Genomic DNA, 18,427 nt, shown 5'->3' with positions numbered 1-18,427 from the left:
AGGCTTTCGCCCATGACCGTGCCCGACGCTCTGCTCCGGCTCGCCCACGCCCACGGCGTGGCGACGTCCTACACCACGGACCGTGGCGCCCGCGTCGACGTCGCACCGGACACACTGGTGGCCGTCCTCGCGGCGTGCGGGGTGGACGCCGCCACCCCCGCGGCGGCGCGCGAGGCGCTCGCCGCGCACGAACACCGGCGGGCCACGCGGCTGCTGCCGCCGTCCGTGGTGATGCGGCAGCCCAAGACGCCACGGCTGGAGGCCCTCGGCCTGCCCCACGGCGCCACCGGTCACGTGGAGCTCGAACACGGCGCCGGAACGGCCGCACTCCTCGATCCGCTGCCGGTGGGGCTGCACACGCTGCACGTCCGTACCGCCGACCGCGGCGACAGCTGCCCGCTGCTGGTCACACCCGAGCGCCTGCGCACGCCCGAGGGCCGGCACTGGGGCTTCGTCGTCCAGCTGTACTCCGTGCTGTCGCGTCGCTCCTGGGGCATGGGTGATCTGGGTGACCTCGCGGACCTCGCCGAGTGGTCGGCGCGGGAAGCGGGCGCGGGTTTCGTCCAGCTGGGCCCGCTGCACGCCGCCGAGCCGGGCCCGCTCACCGATCCGTCGCCCTACCGGCCCAGCTCGCGCCGCTTCCCCGACCCGCTCCACCTGCGCGTGGAGGCGGTCCCCGAGTACGCGTATCTGGACGGCGCCGCGCGGCACATGGCCGACGCCTGCGCGGCACGGGCCCGAGCGCTCAACGACGAGGTTCTGCGCGGCGGTTCGCTGATCGACCGGGAGGCGGTACGCGCCCTGAAACTGTCGGCGCTGCGCCGCGTCCACCAGGCGGTGCCGCTCACCCCGGGCCGGGCCGCGTCCTTCGCCGCGTATCTCGAGCGCGAGGGCCGTGAGCTGACCGACTTCGCCACCTGGTGCGCCTTGGCCGAGGTGCACGGCGGCACCTGGCAGACCTGGCCGGCCGGGCTGCGCGATCCGCGCTCGGCGGCGGTCGCCCGCGCCCGCTCCGAACTGGCGGACGCCGTCGCCTTCCACCAGTGGCTCGCCTGGCTCACCGACGAGCAGCTCGCCGGCGCACAGCACCGGGCCGTGGCCGCGGGCATGCCGATCGGGCTCGTCCACGATCTCGCGGTCGGGGTCTCTCCGCACGGCGCGGACGCCTGGGCGTACCAGCGGTTCCTGGCGGCGGGCATGAGCGTGGGCGCGCCACCGGACGATTTCAACCCGCGCGGCCAGGACTGGGGGCAGCCGCCGTGGCGGCCCGACGCGCTCGCGTCCGCCGCCTACCGCCCTCTGGCGGGACTGCTGCGCGCCGGGCTGCGGCACGCGGGCGCGCTCCGTGTCGACCACGTGATGGGCCTGTTCCGGCTGTGGTGGGTACCGCAAGGGCGCCCGCCGGGCGAGGGCACCTACGTACGCTACGACGCCGACGCGCTCCTGGGCGTCCTCATGCTGGAGGCCCATCGGGCCGGCGCCACCGTCATCGGCGAGGACCTGGGCACCGTGGAGGCAGGGGTGCGCGGGCGTCTGGCGGAGCGCGGCGTGCTGGGCACGTCCGTGCAGCGCTTCGAGTACATCGGCGGGTCGGAGGGCCGTCACGGGCCGCTGCCTCCCGAGCAGTGGCGTACGGACTGCCTGGCCACCCTCACCACGCACGACCTGCCGACCACGGCCGCGTGGCTGAGCGGCGAGCACGTCGCGCTGCGGGCAAGGCTGGGCCTGCTGACCCGGCCGGAGGCGGAGGAGAAGGCCGAGGCCGCCGCGGAGCGTGACGGATGGCTCGCCGAGCTGGCCCGGCTCGGCCTGCTGCCGGCCGGTGACGGCGAGGCCGATCCGGACGCCGCGCTCCTCGCCCTCCACGCGCTGCTGTTGCGCACTCCGGCCAGGATGCTGGGCGTGTGGCTGCCGGACACCACCGGCGACCTCAGACCGCAGAACCTGCCCGGCACGTCCACGGTGCACCCCAACTGGCGGCTTCCGCTGGCCGACGCCACCGGACGTCCGGTGGCCCTGGAGGAGCTGCCGGAGCATCCGCTCGTGCGGCGGGTCATCCAGTTGTTCCCGCATTCCCGCAGTTCTCCCAGGTCTCCCAGTTCCCGCAGTTCCCCCAGCTCCCGCAGTTCCCGCGGTTCACGAGTTCACTGAGCGAGGAGAGAGATGTCAGGCCAGGTTCTTGCCCCGGTCGAGCCGGGTGTGCGCGAGGATGCCACCGGCTTCGGCCTGCTGGCACCCGACGGCACCGCCTACCGAGTGGACCTCGTCCGGGGCGTTTTCGACCAGGACAATCCGCTCCTCGCGCGTGCGCTGGCGGGTCGCAGGGTCGTCGCCTTCGTCAGCCCGACGGTCGACCGGCTGTACGGCGACCGGCTCCGCGCCTATCTCAACGTCCATGCCGATCCGGGCAGTTGGAGCGTCCACGCGGTCCGCACCGGCGAACACCACAAGACGCTCGGCGCCGCCGAACAGGTCTGTGCCACCGCCAAGGCCGCCGGGCTCGACCGGCACGGTGTGATGCTCGCGGTGGGCGGCGGGATCGTGGCGGACGTCGTCGGCTTCGCCGCGTCGATGTATGCGCGTGGCGTCCGCTACATCAAGATCAACACGACGCTGGTGGGACAGGTGGACGTCGGCGTCGGGGTGAAGACGGGGGTCAACGCCCTGGAGACGAAGAACATGTTCGGCGCCTACCACCCCGCCCACGCCTCCCTCAACGACCCCGGGTTCCTGGCCACGCTGCCGCCGCGCGAGATCCGCTGCGGACTCGCGGAGATCGTGAAGATGGCCGTGATCCTGGACGAGGATCTGCTGCGGACCCTTGAGCGGTACCCGGACGTCTTCCTCGGCCCGCCCGGTGCCGACGGCCGGCTGGAGACGTACGTGCTGCGGACGTCGATGCGTCTGATGATGGAGGAGCTCTGCCCCAACCTGCGCGAACACCAGCTGGCCCGGCTGGTGGACTTCGGGCACACGTTCAGCCCGGTGATCGAGACGGCCGGGGACCATCGCCTCGAACACGGTGAGGCGGTCGCCGTCGACATGGCCCTCTCGGCGCACATCGCCCGGCTGCTCGGCCTGACCGACACGGACACCTGCGAGCGGATCGTGCGTCTGCTGCGCCGCATCGGCCTGCCCGTGCACGACGCCCGTACCTGCACCCCGGAGCTGATGAGCCACGCACTGCGGGCCTCCTGGGAGCGGCGCGGGCGCAGACTGCACCTGGTCGTGCCGACGGCACCGGGCAAGGCGGCCTTCGTGGACGAGCTCGCGGACGTACCCGAGCCGTTGCTGCGTGCGGCCCTGGACGCGCTCGCGCGGGACGGAGAGCGGCACGATGTCTGAGGCGAGACGGCACGCGGCGGTGCGCAATCTGCGCGAGCTGCTCGCGCCCAAGGAACACGACCACGGCGGCCTCGGCACGATCCTGGCGCACCGGGCCTTCGCCCGCCGGCCCGGCGGGCGGGGAGCGGAGTTCGTCGACCTGGCCGTGCTGCCGCCCGGCACCTCGATCGGCCGGCACCGGCACGGCGCGGACCGGGAGACGTACATCGTGCTCGACGGCAGCGGGCTGATGTTCCTGGAGGGCGAGCGGTTCCGGGTCGGTGCGGGCGATGTGATCGTCAACCGCCCGTTCGGCGAGCACGGCCTGGTCAACGACGGGGAGGGGGAGCTGCGGCTGCTCGTCTTCGAGGAGTCGGTACGGTCACCGGCACCCGGGATGCCCGAGGAGGCGGACACGTGACCGACAAGGCTCCCAAGGCCCCGTTCACCGTGCTGGACGTGGGCGGCACCACCGTGCGCATCGCGGACTACGACCCGGCGACGGGTGCGCTGCGCCGGGTGCGCCGCAGACCGGTGGAGGGCCTGGCCCGCGACCCGGACGCTCCGGTGCCGGTGCTGCAGCGACGCGTCGTCGAACAGCTCGTGCGCGAGGTCGAGGCACACGTCGACGGCGGGGGCGGTGGCCTGCCGCGCGCCGTCGGTGTCGCCTTCGCCGGGCCGATCACCGCCGGTGGCCTGGTCACGGCCGCGCCCACGGTGTGGGGCGGGCGGGGCGAACCGCTGCCGCTCGGCGGGCTGCTCACCGAACGCCTGGGCACCCCGGTCGTCGTCGTCAACGATCTGACGGCCGCCGCCTGGCGTTACGCGGCCGTCGAGGACCAGCCGTTCTGCCTCATCACCGTCAGCTCCGGCATCGGCAACAAGGTCTTCCGGGGCGGCGAGGTCCTGCTCGACGCCGACGGACACGGCGGTGAACTGGGGCACTGGACGTGTGACACCTCCCCCGACGCGCCGCTGTGCGACTGCGGGGGCCGCGGCCATCTGGGGGCGGTCGCCTCCGGCCGCGGGGTGCTGGCCGCCGCCCGCCGGGCCGCGGCGGCCGAGCGGAACGCGTTCGCCGCCTCACTTCTGTCGACGTTCGCCGACGGCCACCCCGAAGCCATCGACAACCGGGCGATCGCCGCGGCCGTGCGGGCGGGAGACGTCTTCGCCACGGCCGTACTGCGGACCACTCTCACCCCGCTGGCCCAGGCGATCACGTCCGTCTTCTCCTCGATCGGGATCTGCCGCTACATCCTGATGGGCGGCTTCGCGCTGGCCGTCGGGCAACCCTACCGGCGACTGCTGGTGGCGGAGTTGACGCGGCTGGGCTGCTTCGGACTGGACCCGGGCGCCGTCGACGCGATGGTCTCGCTCGGTGCCGCGGACGACGACCACGGCCTGCTCGGCATGGGGAGTCTGCTCAGCACGCGCATCCCCCTTCCGGCCGGGCAGGGGGTCCGATGAGCGGCACCCTGGTGATCGGCAGCGGCTTCGTCGGCACCGGCATCGCCCGCCGTCTGGCCGCTCGCGGCGACCGGGTCACCCTGGCCTCGCGCGGTCGGCCGGCCACGCCGCCCGCGGCGTACGGGGCCCGCTGGTCCGCGCTGGACGCCACCGACCCGGAGGCGTGCGGCCGGCTCCTGATCCCGTTGCGCCCGGACAGCGTCGTCCTGGTGCACGGCCCGTCCGACGTCACCTGGTGCGAGGCGCACCCGGCCGAGGCGGAGCGGGTCCACGCGGCGGTCGCCGAGAACGTGGCGTCGCTCGCGCCGGACGCGCGCATCGTGCTCATCTCCACGGACAACGTCTTCGACGGCACCGCCGCGCACAGCGCCGAGTCCGCGCCCGTCCGCCCCGCGAACGCCTACGGCCGCGCCAAGCGCCGCGCCGAACGGATCCTGCTGGACACCGCGCGGGACGCGGTGGCGCTGCGCGTGAGCCTCGTCTACGGCCATGAACCGTCGGACGCGGGAAAGTGGCTCAACTTCTTCGCGGCCTGCGCCTACCAGTTGCTGCGCGGCGAGCCGGTGCACGCGCCCCGCGACCACTGGACGACCCCGGTCACCGTCGGCGACGTCGCCCGGGTCACGGCCGCCGTCCTGGCCGCCCACGCGCCGCTGCCCCCGGTCCTCCACCTCGGTGGCCCGGACCGGGTCACCCGGGCGGAGTGGGCGATGGCGATCGCCGACGCGCTGGGTGTCCCCCGGCAGCTGGTGGTCCCGGTGCCCAAAGCCCTGACCCGCTACGCCTCCAGACCGGAGAACGCCTGTCTGACCAGTACCTCACTGCCCACCCTGCTCGACATCGCGCCCGTCGACGGGATCGTCACCGGCGCCTGGAAACTGGCCGGCCACTTCGCCGGGACCGCCCGGCTCAGCCCGCCGCCGCCCCGGGCGGCGGCGGGACCTCCGCCGGAGCCGGCCCGGGATCGCGGGTGGCGTGCCGGTGCCCCGTAGCCCCAGTGGCGCGAGCACCTCCCTGGCGAGCACGTCCTCCCAGGGCTCCTGGCGCACCCGCTCGACCACCGCGCCCAGCAGCGCGTATCCGATGTTCGAGTACTGGAACCGCTCCCCCGCCCGGCACAGCACCCCCGCGGCGGACGGCAGCGGGTGGGCCGACCCCGGTCCCATGTACGGCCAGTCGCAGCCGGGTGTCATGGCTGCCAACCCCGCCGTATGGGCGAGGAGTTGCCGCACGGTGCGGTCACCGGCCACCGTGCCCGGCAGGTACGTCTCGAGCGGCTCGTCCGTCCTCAGTTCGCCCCGGTCACGCAACCGCATCACGAGCACTGCCGTGAAGGACTTCGTCAGGGACCCGATCCGGTACTGCGTGTCCAGGGTCGGCGGCACGCCCCGTGCGTGGCCGCGCACCCCGGTCCAGGCCGTCCGGCCGTCGATGAGGGCACAGCCCGCCACGGACGGCACCCGCCCCTGGGCCTGAGCGTGGGCCAGCCGGCACAGCAACAGCCGCCCGATGCCGCCGAGCGGCTGGTCGGCGGCATCGGCTGACGGCTGAGGCAACGGACGCATGAGGCGGCTCTCCCGTTCTCGGCTCGCTCGGACGACCCGACTCAACCAGTCCCGATCGGGGCCTACAATCCCTGTCCGCAATCATCGGAAAGAATTTGCGGTGTTTCGGTCAGCCGTCGTGGAAGGGCTGCCGTCCGCCGGAGTCTGCGTGTGCGCCGCGGAAGGAAGGCTCGGCCAGGGCCGCGTGGCGCAGGTGTTCGGCGAGCGCCATGGTCGCCGTCGACGCGGCGCGGTCCTTGACGCCCCAGGCCAGCAGATGGTGGCGGCGCGCCCAGGGTTCCCGCAGTTCGCACACGTCGAGGGGCTGGTGGGGGCCGATGGCGCGGCGCGGTACGACGGCCAGCCCGACGCCGGCGGCGGCGAGGGAGACAAGGACGTTCAGGTTGGCGACGGTGGTGCGGTGGCGCACCACCGGGGCGTGCGGCCCCAGGTGCTTCTCGATCCAGCGCCGCAGCGAGGAGTCGGCGTCGAGCCCGACGAGGGGGTGTTCGGCGGCCTCGCTGTAGGTCAGCGCGGTCCGTCCGGCGAGGACCCCTCCGGCCTGGCCGATCACGACGAGGGAGTCGTCGCCGAGGGGTTCCGTGCGCAGGCCGCAGTCGCCGGCCTCGTCATCGAGAACGACCCCCAGGTCCGCTTCCCCGTCGGCGAGCATCCGCACCGTCCGCGGGGTGCGGCTCTCGGAGACGGTGACATCGGTGTCCGGGTGGGCGCGGAGGAATGAGATCAGGGCCTGCGGCACGAGCCGGTGCATCGCGGAGCCGCCGCCCAGCAGGGTCAGCGGAGCGGTCGGGGGCCGGGTGTAGCTCGCGACGGCGCTTTCGAGCCGCGCGGTCCGGGCGAGGACGTCGCGTGCGTGGCGGGCCAGGGTCGTCCCCGCCGGCGTGGGCCGCACGCCCCGCCGGCCGCGGATCAGCAGGGCCACACCGGCGTGGTGTTCCAGCGAGCGCACTCTGGCGCTGGCCGAGGGCAGGCTCAGGTGCATGCGATGGGCGCCCGCCGTGATCGACCCCTCCGTGACGATGTGGAGAAAGAGCCGCAGGTCGTCCAGGTCGTAGCGCACACACTCAGCCTAAGGCGCAGGCTTAGGCTGGGTGCGCCGATTCCGCATTGTGGACACGCGCGTCGCAGGCGATGCTCGGCGTGTGTGGGAGATGTCGCTTGTCCTGCTGGCGGGGGTCGCCGCCGGAGTCCTGAACGCCATAGGGGGCGGAGGAACGTTTGTGGCGCTGCCCGCGCTCGTCGCCTTCGGCCTGCCGCCGGTAGCGGCGAACGCGGTGTCACGGGTCGCCCTCGTACCCGGCGCCGTGGCCGGCGCATGGGTGTACCGACATGAACTCGTCCCTGCCGGGCCCGCGTCCACGAAGGCACTGACGGCCACCAGCATGATGGGCGGCGGTGTCGGCGCCGCCTTGCTGCTGGTGTTGCCCGCGTCGTCGTTCGACGCCGCCGTGCCGTGGTTGCTCGCCTTCGCCACCGTGATCCTCGCCTCCGGCCGCCACCTTTCCAGGGCGTTGAGCAGCGCGCTGGGCCGCTCGGCCGGCATGAGTTCACAAGCCGTCCTGATCGGACAGTTCTTCCTCGCCGTGTACGGCGGATACTTCGGCGGTGCCGTAGGCATCCTGATGCTGGCCCTGTGGAACATCGGCCTCGGTCTTGACGCCGCGGTCAGCAACCCGATGCGGATCACCCAACTCGCGGCCATCTATCTCAGCGCGACGGTGCTGTTCCTCATGGCCTCGGACGCGCTGAGCGCTCCGCTCCTCCTCGCCGTCATGCTGGTCGGCGCCCTGGCCGGCGGCTTCACCGGCGCCCACCTGGCCCGCCGTCTTCCCGCCTGGCTGCTGCGGGGCCTTCTCCTGGCAACCGCCGTGATCACGACCGTCCTGTATTTCCTGCGCGGCTGACCACGTGGAGAGCCGCGGTGATAACCGCCCATCACCGGAAGTGAGGCCGGCTGACATGACCGAAAGCGGCGCGGGAGGCACCGCACCGTACCCGGACGCGGCCCGAGCGAGGCTGGTGACGTCCTACGAAGCATGCGAACTGGCCGACCTCGCGCGTGCCGCCGTACCGATCGGCGAGCACGAACTGCACCCCGACGGCACCACCCGTACACCGGGCGCCGTACTGGCCCACGCCGCCCGGGTCCTCGCCGCCGCGCAGCGGTTCCTCGAAGCCGCCGCCGTGTTCGAGCGCGCAGGCGGCGCCGACTGGCAGCTGATCGGCGCCGTTCTGGACATGTCTCCCCACACCGCTCAGATGCGCTTCGCCACGCCCGAGGCCGCCTTCCGAAAAGAACTGCATGCCCCCGAGAGCACTCACCCGGGCCACACCGCCGACGAAATGATCAGCCTGCGGGCCCACATGACCAGGGAACCACTGGAAACGGCCCTCGACCTCGACGATTGGGTCCTGCGCCACGAGGACGGCACCAACGACCTGGGCACCGCACCAGTTTCCGGCGGCTTGACCCGCGAAAACCCTCAGCAACACACCGACAAGCCGCCCTGAACCGTGCAGAGCATAGGCGCGGACTGGCCACGGCCACGGCCACGGCCACGGCCTCGTGGCGGCGCGTGCGGCGGCCCGGTGCGCCGGGCGGCACGTCCGTGGGCCCCGCGGAAGGCGAGACGGCCTCCCCGGCCAGGACGGGCTCGCGCTGCCCGGTCCTGTCCGTATGCCGGGGCGTGCGGCCGCCTCATGGCGTGTAGACGGCGTCGCTGCCGTACAGTTCCCTGGTGAACGCGGAGACATCGGCGCTGCGATCATTGCCGTCGAGGTTGTACGTCAGATAGACGCCGTATCCCTCGCTGACGGTGCGGCGGGCGAGGCCGGCGACCGTGCTCCGCGAGGTCCGGCCGATCTCGACAGCCGCCGGTGACAGCCGCGACTTGGGCAGGGTCACGCGGGGAACCTGCCAGGTGCCGTAGTACGGGTTCCAGGCGTAGTCGAACATGGACGAGACGTCGACACCGCCGTAGGAGAGGCGCGAGGCGGCCGGGCCGATGTTGTAGAGACTGATGATCTTGTCCGGCATGTTCGCGCGCAGCGCCGTCACCAGGTGCACGAACGAGCTGTCGTTGGGCCGGCCCGTGCCGTTGTTGCCGTACTCCGCGTACTCGTCGTCGAAGTCGATGCCGTCGAGGCCGTACTTGGCCACGGCGTCCGACAGTTGTTTCGCGAACGCCGAAGCCGCTTGCTGGGAAGGGAAGTTGGCGAAGCCGGCGCCCTGATGGTTGCCGAGCACCGAGAGGACGACCTTGATGCCCTTGCGCTGCAACGGCCGTATCTCCGTGGCCGCGTTGTCGAGGACGCGCTGTACGTTCTCGTTGAAGTGCAGATACGCCGCCTTCGTAGCCGTGTCGTAGTTGATGTTCGCCGCGAAGACCACGGCGACGTCGAAGACATTGCCCCCGCCGTTGGCGAGGGTGTATTTGCCGACGTTGCGCATGCTGTTGTTGTTCACCTCGACGTACGCCACCGAGGTCGGCCCCTGTTTCGCGGGAACGGGGGCCGCTGCCGCGCCGGTCGCGGCGGTCCCGCCGAAGGCGAGGGCCGCGACCGCGGAGAGCGCGAGCGCGGCCGTCCGCACTCTACTCCGTACCAGAGTGAACATCGTTGACCGGTCTCCCCTCGCATGAGTCGGCGCCCGACCTGTTCGGAAGCGCCGAGTGAACGCTCCAAGTCTTCCGCTCCCGTCACCGAATCCCGAGAACCGCGCCCGAACTCTTCACGAATCCCCCGCACATCGCGCCGCACCCCGGCGCGGCGAACTCGTCGGTCAGCAGTCCGTCGTCGTGAGCGATGCCCTCCATCGGGGACAGCACGCTCTTCGTCGCGCTGTACGCCATCTCCACACGCGTCGGGTCGCCCCAGGACGCGATCACCGTGCCGCGCCGGACGATGACACCGCTCCCGCCCTGGCCGTCCAGCAGAGGGCCGATGACCTCCCGGTGGGAACCGTCGGCCACCTGGGCGGCGAGATATGCCGCCATGTCCTCGATACCGGGACCGGGCGCTCGGCCTGCCGCCGAGCAGCCTGCGCGACGGCTTCCGCGTCGGCACCCTCCCGGGGATCCCCGAGCCCGGTCACCTCGTCCGGGCTCACAAGCATCGTTGTCCATCCCAGACCTCCCCACGACCGTCCAGCGCCCGCCGTGCCGATGAGCATGACGGCACCTGTGAGCATGACGGCACCTTCCTCCTCAGCACGCCAACGCCTGGAGCCCGGGATCGGACAGGAGCACCGCCGGCCGCCGCCATCTGATTGCCTCCGAATTCGAACAGGTGGTCCCCTGCGGGGCATGAGCCAGCATGGCTTCCCCCTTGGCCTCGGGACCCGACCATGACATCCGGTACACCGCCGGTGTTCCAGTCCTCCGAGGCAATCGCCGCGCCGAAGGTGTCGCCCGCCTCGGCGACGCCCGGGACACCGGGCGTGCCCTGGTCCCAGGAAACGGATGCGGCAACGCCGCCCGCGTCGCGCAGGCCCTCAGCGCTGCCGGAGACTGCCGGAGAGCAGCCAGGCGGCACCCGCCCCCGCTTCGCTTCCGATGGCCTCGCCCGGAGCACCCACGATCAGGCCGTCGCGACCGTCCCTGGTGAGTGACGTCTGTGACCGCGAGAGCGGCACCGAAGCGGTCGCCGTCCTCGGCCGCGGCGTCCGCGACACCGCCCGGGTCGGATCTGCCCCAGGGCCTTTGGTCCGTGGACGGCCCGGCTGATCGGGTCGGGTGCACCAGGTCCGGCGGGGTCGACGGCGGGTGCACCGGGGAGGCGACTGGCTTCCGGGCGAATGGTGCATATTGGGTACATGCGCCTTGGGCAGCGTCTCGCTCGTGTCCGGCAGCCTTGGCACTCGCGCCATGCGCTGGCGGCGCTTCCTTTTGTGCTGATCGTGGCCATCACCCTGGCGGACATCCGCGCCCCGCAGACTGTTCATCTCGGCCCGCTGCTCGTTGTGGCTCCCGCCATCACCACCTCATTCGCCGGCTACCGTCTGACCGCGCTGGTCGGGACGCTGGCCGTGGGAGCCCAGGCCCTCATCGCCACGGTCCAGGGCGGCTTCGACGAAAACCACGTCGCACAGCTCATCGGACTCACGTTCCTCTCGGTCTTCGCCGTGTTCGTCTGTTTCCTGCGCGACCGGCGCATCGAGGAACTGGCCCAGGTACGGTCGGTCGCCGAGGCCGCGCAGCGGGCCCTGCTGCGCCCCCTCCCCGACCGGTTGGGTGCCTTGCACATCGCGTCCTCGTACCTGGCGGCCGCCAAGGAGGCCCGGATCGGTGGTGACCTGTACGCGGCGGTCCGTACCGGCGGCCGTACCCGTCTGATCATCGGCGATGTCCGGGGGAAGGGGCTGGCCGCGGTCGGGGAGGCTGCCACGCTGCTGGGCGCGTTCCGCGAGGCCGCCCATCAGCACGCCACGCTCCCCTCCCTTGCCAGGGCCCTGGACCGCAGCGTCTTCCGCCACCTCGCGGAGTTCCCCGAGCGGGACGAGGAAGCCCAGGAGCACTTCATCACCGCCCTCCTGATAGAGATCCCCGACAGCAGCCCCGTGATACGCGTGATCAACTGCGGGCACCCGCCACCCCTGCTGATCAGATCCGGTCGCACGACACACCTGACGACCCCCGACCCGGCACCCCCACTGGGCATGTGGGATCTGGGGCCCGACGGCCACGGCACGTACACGTCCTCGTTCCGGCCGGGTGACACCCTCCTCCTCTACACCGACGGCGTCGTGGAGGCCCGCGACCGCAGCCGCGCCTTCTACCCGCTGGAACGCCGGGTGGCCCACTGGAACAGGAGCAGTCCCAGGGCACTGGTCCAGCGCATACAGCAGGACCTGTACGCCCACGCCGACGGAACGCTCGCCGACGACGCCGCCATCCTCGCTATCCAGCGCACACCCCCACAGCACACCGGACTCCACCTCAGCGACCTGGTCCACACCGAAAGCGTTTACAGCCGAGCCCGCGAAGAGTCCGAGTAGGCCGACGGCCCAGGCCCATGGCATGGTCCGGGTCCTGCCCTGCGACATCTGGCCCGCGGCCACCACGGCCACCGCGAGGGCCACGGGGGCCGCAGGGACCGTGGGGGCAGCGGGGGCCGCCCGCAGGCTCTCTTGGAATCGATCACCCCGGGAACCGGGAGGCGCTCTACCGCCGGACCGCCGAGATCAGTCCGCCGGGCCGCTCCTCGCGCCGCGGCGGGGTGCTGATCGGGCGGCCGTAGGCGGCTGCGCGCTCGCGCAGGGTGTGGCTGTCGGCCTCCCAGCCGTGCCCGGCCAGCCAGCCCACCGGGTCGTCGGGCATCTCCGAGACCCACATGGACGCCGCCGATCCCGGCACGGCGTCCGCCCCGAAGCGCTCGATCACGCCGCGCGAGCCCAGCGTCAGCCCCATCCGGCTGCCTGCCGCCGACTGCGCGCTGATCCGGGCCAGCAGCAGCTCCACCGCGTCCTGGGGCAGATAGATCAGCAGCCCTTCGGCGATCCACACGGTCGGCACGGCCGGGTCGTGCCCTGCGGCGGCCAGTGCGGCTGGCCAGTCCTCACGCAGGTCCACCGCGACGGTGATCCGCTCGCAGCGTGCGACGGCCCGCTCCTGGCGCAGCACCGAAGCCTTGAAGTCCAGTGGCGCGGCGGTGTCGACCTCGAACAGCCGGGTGCCCTCGGGCCAGTCCATCCGGAAGGCCCGGCTGTCCATGCCGGCGCCGAGCAGCACGACCTGCCGCACACCGGACGCGGAGGCCTGCAGCAACAGGTCGTCGAGGAACTTGGTCCGGATGACGATGGAGAACGACACGGCCAGCCGGCGGCGTCGCGCGGCCTCGTCATCGGGCAGCGGCGGCGAGGAGGGCCACAGGCCGCCGGCGGTGGCGAAGGCCCGCGCCAGTGGGTCGCGGAACAACGCGTTCACCCGCTCGGTCTCCAGCGCCCGCACCCTGGCCACCCCCACCGCCGTGGCCCACACTCCCGACGGCCGCACCCGCTCCCGCTCATCAGTCACCGCGCCAGCCTAGATGATCGATGCCAAGAGGCCGGATGAGTGGAGCCAGCGGTCTTCTCGCACCCGCCAAGGCCCGAGCTCAGCAGGCTGCCGCCGATGGACGACCGCAGGGCGCAGGGCGCCCGCTGCCGGGGCTTGGCTTCAGCGAAGGAGTGTGGTCCACCTTCCAAGAAGCACATCACCCGCGGCATGTCCCGTGCCGCGGAGGTGACGAGACGCAGCCCGAAGACGCGCTGGTCGGCGCCGGCCTCGCGGTGGCCCAGTGCCAGCCACAAACACCAGGCGACGGAGGCGAGTTGGCTGCGGAGCATGCCGGCGAATGCCGAGACGTCCGCTGGGCCGCCCGGCCCTCCGTGATCGAGATATCTGCCGCACCTGGCGGCGGCCCTTCCTGGCGAGCCCCGTTCACCGGGCTGAGCTCGCGCTGCCCTGGCAAGGTGGTGATCGCACCGCGCCGCGAGGGCGCCGACGACATACGCCGGCGTCGGCCGTCGAGCCCGGCCCCGGTATCTACTGCGGCACCATCCCGATGCCCGTGGGAGCCTGTGATCGCAGGTTCTGTACTTCGCGAGAGTGGCCGACGTGGAGGTGGCGATGAGAGTGGTGTTCGTGCACGGAGCGTGCGTGCGGGACGGGGCGTGGTGGTGGCACCGCACCGCCGAGCTGCTGCGGGAGCGCGGGGTACCGAGCGTGGCCCCCGCGCTACCGAGCTGCGGCGAGGCGGGCCTGCCCGGCGGTGTTGACGGTCCGGGGCTGCCCGAGGATGTCGCCGCGGTGCGGCAGGTGCTGCAGACCGGCGACGAGCCGACCGTCGTGGTCGCCCACAGCTACGGCGGCATCGTGACCGCGGAAGCCGCCGCGGGAATCAGGTCGGTACGCCACCTGCTGCTGGTCTCCAGCTACCTGCCCGAGGCCGGGCAGAGCCTGTCGGAGTTCGGGGACGGCAGCCCCGCCCCGTTCCTCGACGTCGACCCCGACGGCGGCACGTTCGGGGTCCGCCCCGAACTCCTCGTGAACACGTTCCTGCAGGACTGCGACCCCCAGCTTCAGGCGCAGGCGGCGGACCACCTCGCCCGGCAGAGCGTGCGGGTGACCGGGCAGCCGGTCGGGGCGGCCGCGTGGCAGCAGGTGCCCTCGACGTACCTCGTCTGCGCTCAGGACCGAGGCACCCCGCCGCGGCTGCAGCGCGAGTTCGCCCGCCGGGCCGGCAGCGTCGTCGAGCTCGACACCGGCCACCATCCGTTCCTGTCCCAGCCTGCAGCCGTCCGGGACCTGCTGCTGAGCGTATGACGGCACCGCCGGGAAGAGGGGGACACGGCCGGGCCACTGCGCGCTTTCGGGCATCCGGGTCGGCACCGACGGGACGCCCGCCGGAACGATCGACCTGCGGTTCGCAGCGGAAGGCTTGGCCCCGGCTCATCGCCGTTCTCGACTGGGATGAGGCGCTGGTGGCTCCGCCGGAGGTGGAAGTCGCCAGCGCCGCCATGGAGTTCACCGACGACTTCCGGCAATCGGGTGGGCTCATTGCGCAGGCGCCCTGGACGGTCGAGCGGTCGCTGAAGTCGCTGAAGCGGCTCGCTGACGACATCGGCGCAGGCTCCCCACGGCCGGTCGCGAGGACGGCCGCGCCGGCCGCGTATCGGCGGGACCGCTGCCGGCAGCGGCTGCGATGTCGTTGCGGTTGCTTCCGGTGTGCGTGGCCGCAGGCGGGATGCCGGTGGCAGCGCAGATCAGGGGGCGCGTGGAGCCCGGCAGACCGCGGTCGGCCGGGCTCCGGCCGGCAGCTCTCTGTTCGGCCTCCGCGGCCGTTCACCGGAGGATCTGGCTGTCGCCCGCTCACGCGTGGCGAAATGCGTGGGTCGGTTACGACTTGTTAGGGAGCGTAGATCTTCTCGATGCTCACGTGAGAAATGCCCTGCGGGGCCCACCAGTCCCAGTTCTTCTGTACGTTCTTCGGGCATGCCCACGGGCCGTCGGCGTACCCGTTCGAGTAGTGCGCTCGCAAGAAGACGCAGTAACCGTCGGACTTGGTGTCCTTGGCCCAGCCCATGATGTGGTTGCTGTCGCAGACCTGGCCGCCGTACGTGCCGAAACTGGTCGTGTTTCCGAAGGTCCAGCATCCCGCAGCGGTGTCGGAGCTGGCTTCGGCCGGGATGATGCTCAGACCTGCGGTGGTCGCGACAGCTGCGCCGACCATCAAGAGCTTCTTGGCCAGTTTCATGATCTGTTCTCCTCTGGTGTGAGCCTGAGCTGCCGAGATGCCTTCAGTGAGAGCCGTCGCCAGCAGAATCGGCGTGAACGTTAAGCGGAATACGGTTTCAGGTGTCTCCGGTTCGCCTCGGACAGCGCCGGCGCCCCCGTACCCCTCTTCCCTGCCCTCATATCGTGGCGTGCGCCGTGGGCTGGGAGTTGGCGATGCGTGCCGCGTTACTTGTCGCTCAGCGCAGCCCGTTGCGTATCCGGCAGGCTGCGCAGCGCAGCCTGCCGGAGCTCTCTGGGCGCCACGCCGTACGCGGCGCGGAACGCCCTGCTGAAGTCCGCCGGGCGCAGAAACCCCCACCGGGCGGCGATGGCGCTGATCGACCGCCGCCGCAGCCGTGGGTTGGTGAGGTCGGCGTGGCAGCGTTCCAGGCGGCGCCGGCGTATCGAGGCCGCCACGGTCTCCCCCTGCTGCCGGAAGAGCGTGTGCAGGGAGCGCACGGAGATGTGATGGTATGCCGCGATGTCCGCCGGCCCCAGGTCGGGATCACCGAGGTTGTGGTCGATGAAGGCGTTGACGCGGGCCAGCATGGCCTGCTGGCGGGTCTCGGCCGGAAGGTCGTCGTAGGCCCCGAGGTGCTGGGCCAGGTAGGCGCCCGCCAAGTCGAGCGCCACCGCCCCTAATCGGCTCAGATCTCGCGGGTCGCAGTCGGGGCCGTAGACGTCCAGCGCGGTCATGAACCGGGCGAGAATCGCTCCCATGCCGGTGCGGGCCGACAAGGGCTGGGCGAGCAGCCGGTGGACCTTGTCCGGTGGCAGCGGCAGCTCCTCGCGCGGCAGCTGCATAATGACCGGCTGGACGTGACGGCCCTGGTCGGGCACTGCGCCCTCGAACGGGTGAGAGACATCCCAGAGCACCAAGTCGCCGAACACCAGCCCGGAATCCTGACGCCGCTGGCTGATCCACAGCGGGGTGCCGGAGACGAACGCCAGCTGGTACGTGCCCGGGTCGGCCCGCCGGATGTCCGCCCAGGTGCGTCTCAAGTGCGCGGGCGGGCTGTTGAACGCGGCCACCCGTACCGAGCCGAGGTCCAGCACCGAGACCCTCGCGGGAAAGCCGATGGTGGCCTTCGCGCTGCTGAGGGTGAGAGGGGCCAGCTCACGGGAGAGCAGATCGGCCCAGAAAGGCAACTGCTCATTCGCGGGCAGCCCCTCGTTCGACACCTGCCGCCACATTCCGCCCCCTCGGAATCGCCGCTCCGACGACCCTGTCGTGACCCGGGGCCCATGCGGCCCGGACCTCCTGCGCTGTGCCCAACCCTGTTCAGATATTTCCCCAAGGACGGACATGAGATTGCAAGCGGCTACAACCGTCAGTTCGTCCAGTTCCGCCGGGCCCCCTCTGCAGCCGGGGCTCCGACCTCCACGGCGAACGGGGTCATCGCGGGTGTGGCCACCAGCCCCCACGACGACTCGCACGAACCGGCGGCGAGGATGTCGAGCGGTGCTGGATCCGAGGGCTCAGCCAGGTGCGTACGGGAACTGACGTGGGGCCGCGGCCAACTAACTAGCCATGACAAGCGAACCCAAGCGCGCTCGAACAGCCGCCGTGTCCCGGCGCACTGTTCTCGGGACCCGCATGGCCGTTGCGACCGCGCTGCCGCTCGCCGCCGGCGCGACGGCAGCGCCCGCGCCGCAACCCGACATTCGCACCCTGGGGTCATCCGGGAAAGAGGAAGCCGCCATGGACATCGTGATCCCGCTCTACGACGCCTACGAGCCGCTCGACGTGGTCGGGCCCTACGAAGTCCTCGCCTACCTGCCCGGCGCCTCCGTACGGTTCGTCGGGGCCGAGAAGGGCCCGGTGAAGGATGCGCTGGGGTCCCTGCCGACGTACGTCCCGGCCACGTACTCCGAGGTGGAGCACTGTGACGTCCTGCTGATCCCGGGCGGGGGCAGCGTCGAGGCCATGGTGGCCGATGCCGAGTTCCTCGCTTGGGTGCGCCGCATCCACGGGCGCACCCGGTTCACCACCTCGGTCTGCACCGGGTCCCTGGTGCTGGGCGCCGCAGGGCTGCTGAAGGGCCTGACCGCCACCACCCACTGGGGCGGGGCGGAGGCGTTGGCGTCGTACGGCGCCGTCTACACCCCCCAACGTACGGTCCGACAGGGCAAGGTCATCACCTCGGCCGGCGTATCCTCCGGCATCGACATGGCCCTCACTCTGGCCGCCTTGCTGACCGACGAAGTGACCGCCCAGGCGATTCAGCTGTGGATCGAGTACGACCCACAGCCCCCCTTCGACTCCGGCTCACTGGCCAAGGCATCTGACGCGGTGCAGAAGCGGGTCTTCGAACTGGGGAAGGAGCCGCCCCACAACCGCTGAGGGCACACTGCCGCGGACGGTATGCACACAACACCAGCAGTCGTCCCGAACGCCCCCGTTCACCGGGTTCCGTCCGCGGCAGCCCCGCACGTCCGTCACTGCGCTCCGGCGGAAACGCACAGCCCCGTGCCCCGGATGGCGCTGAGCCAGATGTGCTGTCCGGGGAGCGCATCCGGGCGGGTGCGGGGGCGGCCGACGGGACGCCGAGCCGCGTCGTCCGGCTCACCATCGCCGACGTCATCCTCGACGGCGACGCCGTGCTGCTACGACTCGGCGAGCCGCCCCCGCCCTGCGCTGGAGCACAACACGAACCGCGACAATACGAACACCGCCACCAACCCGGTGTCCCGCCGGCTCTTCTCCGGCTGCCGGACCGGCCAGCCGCTCAGCCCAAACCACCTGTCCGCGCTGCTGAACAAGACCGGAATCCCGATACCGCTCGCGGTTGGCAGCCAACCGCCGGCCAGCCGCGT

At 72.0% G+C, this 18,427-nt stretch carries 16 protein-coding genes and 2 pseudogenes; 10 read left to right on the top strand and 8 right to left on the bottom strand.

The genetic code is table 11. The features are described from left to right. Positions 1–12: 12 nt before the first annotated feature. The 5 genes and pseudogenes from malQ to AXW62_RS07750 form a co-directional block, all read left to right on the top strand. Positions 13–2,151 (top strand): 4-alpha-glucanotransferase, encoded by a 2,139-nt coding sequence (gene malQ / locus AXW62_RS07770; protein WP_252368527.1) that lies wholly within the window; start codon positions 13–15, stop codon positions 2,149–2,151. A 12-nt stretch (positions 2,152–2,163) separates the two neighbouring features. Beyond that, a complete protein-coding gene (locus tag AXW62_RS07765) occupies positions 2,164–3,345 on the top strand; it encodes a sedoheptulose 7-phosphate cyclase (protein WP_060943843.1) in 1,182 nt (393 codons plus the stop codon). Continuing rightward, positions 3,338–3,745 (top strand): cupin domain-containing protein, encoded by a 408-nt coding sequence (locus tag AXW62_RS07760; RefSeq protein WP_060943842.1) that lies wholly within the window; start codon positions 3,338–3,340, stop codon positions 3,743–3,745. The genes AXW62_RS07765 and AXW62_RS07760 overlap by 8 nt, the downstream gene beginning before the upstream one ends. Then, entirely contained in the window at positions 3,742–4,791 is a 1,050-nt protein-coding gene (locus AXW62_RS07755; protein WP_060943841.1) for an ROK family protein, read from the top strand. Before AXW62_RS07760 ends, AXW62_RS07755 begins: the two co-directional genes overlap by 4 nt. Then, positions 4,788–5,570 (top strand): annotated as a pseudogene (locus AXW62_RS07750) (SDR family oxidoreductase); the annotation flags it as partial. The gene AXW62_RS07755 and the pseudogene AXW62_RS07750, both read left to right, overlap by 4 nt. 39 nt (positions 5,571–5,609) lie before the next feature. Here the strand turns inward: AXW62_RS07750 and AXW62_RS45545 are convergent. After that, a complete protein-coding gene (locus AXW62_RS45545; protein ID WP_079115514.1) occupies positions 5,610–6,356 on the bottom strand; it encodes a serine hydrolase domain-containing protein in 747 nt (248 codons plus the stop codon). A 109-nt stretch (positions 6,357–6,465) separates the two neighbouring features. Next, the gene (locus AXW62_RS07740; RefSeq protein WP_060943838.1) at positions 6,466–7,416 is read right to left on the bottom strand and encodes a LysR family transcriptional regulator; all 951 of its coding nucleotides are present in this window, start codon (positions 7,414–7,416) and stop codon (positions 6,466–6,468) included. Between the two features lie 91 nt (positions 7,417–7,507). On the opposite strand from AXW62_RS07740, the gene AXW62_RS07735 reads away from it, so the two are divergent. Next, positions 7,508–8,260 (top strand): sulfite exporter TauE/SafE family protein, encoded by a 753-nt coding sequence (locus AXW62_RS07735; RefSeq protein WP_370682895.1) that lies wholly within the window; start codon positions 7,508–7,510, stop codon positions 8,258–8,260. 55 nt (positions 8,261–8,315) lie between these two features. After that, positions 8,316–8,867 carry a hypothetical protein gene (locus AXW62_RS07730; protein ID WP_060943836.1) on the top strand — a complete coding sequence of 184 codons (552 nt, stop codon included), beginning with the start codon at positions 8,316–8,318 and terminating at the stop codon, positions 8,865–8,867. Between the two features lie 187 nt (positions 8,868–9,054). Here AXW62_RS07730 and AXW62_RS07725 read toward each other — a convergent pair whose 3' ends face one another. Together AXW62_RS07725 and AXW62_RS44795 are read right to left on the bottom strand one after the other, a co-directional pair. Next, positions 9,055–9,972 (bottom strand): endo-beta-N-acetylglucosaminidase H, encoded by a 918-nt coding sequence (locus AXW62_RS07725; RefSeq protein ID WP_060943835.1) that lies wholly within the window; start codon positions 9,970–9,972, stop codon positions 9,055–9,057. An 82-nt stretch (positions 9,973–10,054) separates the two neighbouring features. After that, positions 10,055–10,351: a hypothetical protein gene (locus AXW62_RS44795; protein ID WP_060943834.1), complete on the bottom strand. Its 297-nt coding sequence runs from the start codon at positions 10,349–10,351 to the stop codon at positions 10,055–10,057. Between the two features lie 902 nt (positions 10,352–11,253). Here AXW62_RS44795 and AXW62_RS07715 point away from each other — a divergent pair. Further along, positions 11,254–12,351: a PP2C family protein-serine/threonine phosphatase gene (locus tag AXW62_RS07715; RefSeq protein ID WP_306305044.1), complete on the top strand. Its 1,098-nt coding sequence runs from the start codon at positions 11,254–11,256 to the stop codon at positions 12,349–12,351. Positions 12,352–12,517: 166 nt separating this feature from the next. Here the strand turns inward: AXW62_RS07715 and AXW62_RS07710 are convergent, their stop codons facing one another. Beyond that, positions 12,518–13,333, bottom strand: a complete 816-nt coding sequence (locus AXW62_RS07710) for a class I SAM-dependent methyltransferase (protein ID WP_060943832.1) — start codon at positions 13,331–13,333, stop codon at positions 12,518–12,520. A gap of 630 nt (positions 13,334–13,963) precedes the next feature. On the opposite strand from AXW62_RS07710, the gene AXW62_RS07705 reads away from it, so the two are divergent. Then, a complete protein-coding gene (locus AXW62_RS07705) occupies positions 13,964–14,659 on the top strand; it encodes an alpha/beta fold hydrolase (protein ID WP_060943869.1) in 696 nt (231 codons plus the stop codon). 296 nt (positions 14,660–14,955) lie between these two features. Here the strand turns inward: AXW62_RS07705 and AXW62_RS45540 are convergent. The 3 genes and pseudogenes from AXW62_RS45540 to AXW62_RS07695 all read right to left on the bottom strand — a co-directional run. After that, positions 14,956–15,148: pseudogene (locus AXW62_RS45540) on the bottom strand (IS5/IS1182 family transposase); the annotation flags it as partial. 94 nt (positions 15,149–15,242) lie between these two features. Then, complete coding sequence (locus tag AXW62_RS07700; RefSeq protein WP_060943831.1) at positions 15,243–15,590, bottom strand: hypothetical protein; 348 nt, start codon at positions 15,588–15,590, stop codon at positions 15,243–15,245. Positions 15,591–15,796: 206 nt separating this feature from the next. Further along, positions 15,797–16,792: a helix-turn-helix domain-containing protein gene (locus AXW62_RS07695; RefSeq protein WP_159060828.1), complete on the bottom strand. Its 996-nt coding sequence runs from the start codon at positions 16,790–16,792 to the stop codon at positions 15,797–15,799. 520 nt (positions 16,793–17,312) lie between these two features. On the opposite strand from AXW62_RS07695, the gene AXW62_RS07690 reads away from it, so the two are divergent. Then, positions 17,313–17,954, top strand: a complete 642-nt coding sequence (locus AXW62_RS07690; RefSeq protein ID WP_060943829.1) for a DJ-1/PfpI family protein — start codon at positions 17,313–17,315, stop codon at positions 17,952–17,954. Positions 17,955–18,427 lie beyond the last annotated feature (473 nt).

It is taken from the genome of Streptomyces hygroscopicus subsp. hygroscopicus, assembly GCF_001553455.1.
GTDB lineage: Bacteria > Actinomycetota > Actinomycetes > Streptomycetales > Streptomycetaceae > Streptomyces > Streptomyces hygroscopicus.
Note: the sequence above shows the minus strand (reverse complement) of the source record. Positions and strands in the feature narration are given on the sequence as shown.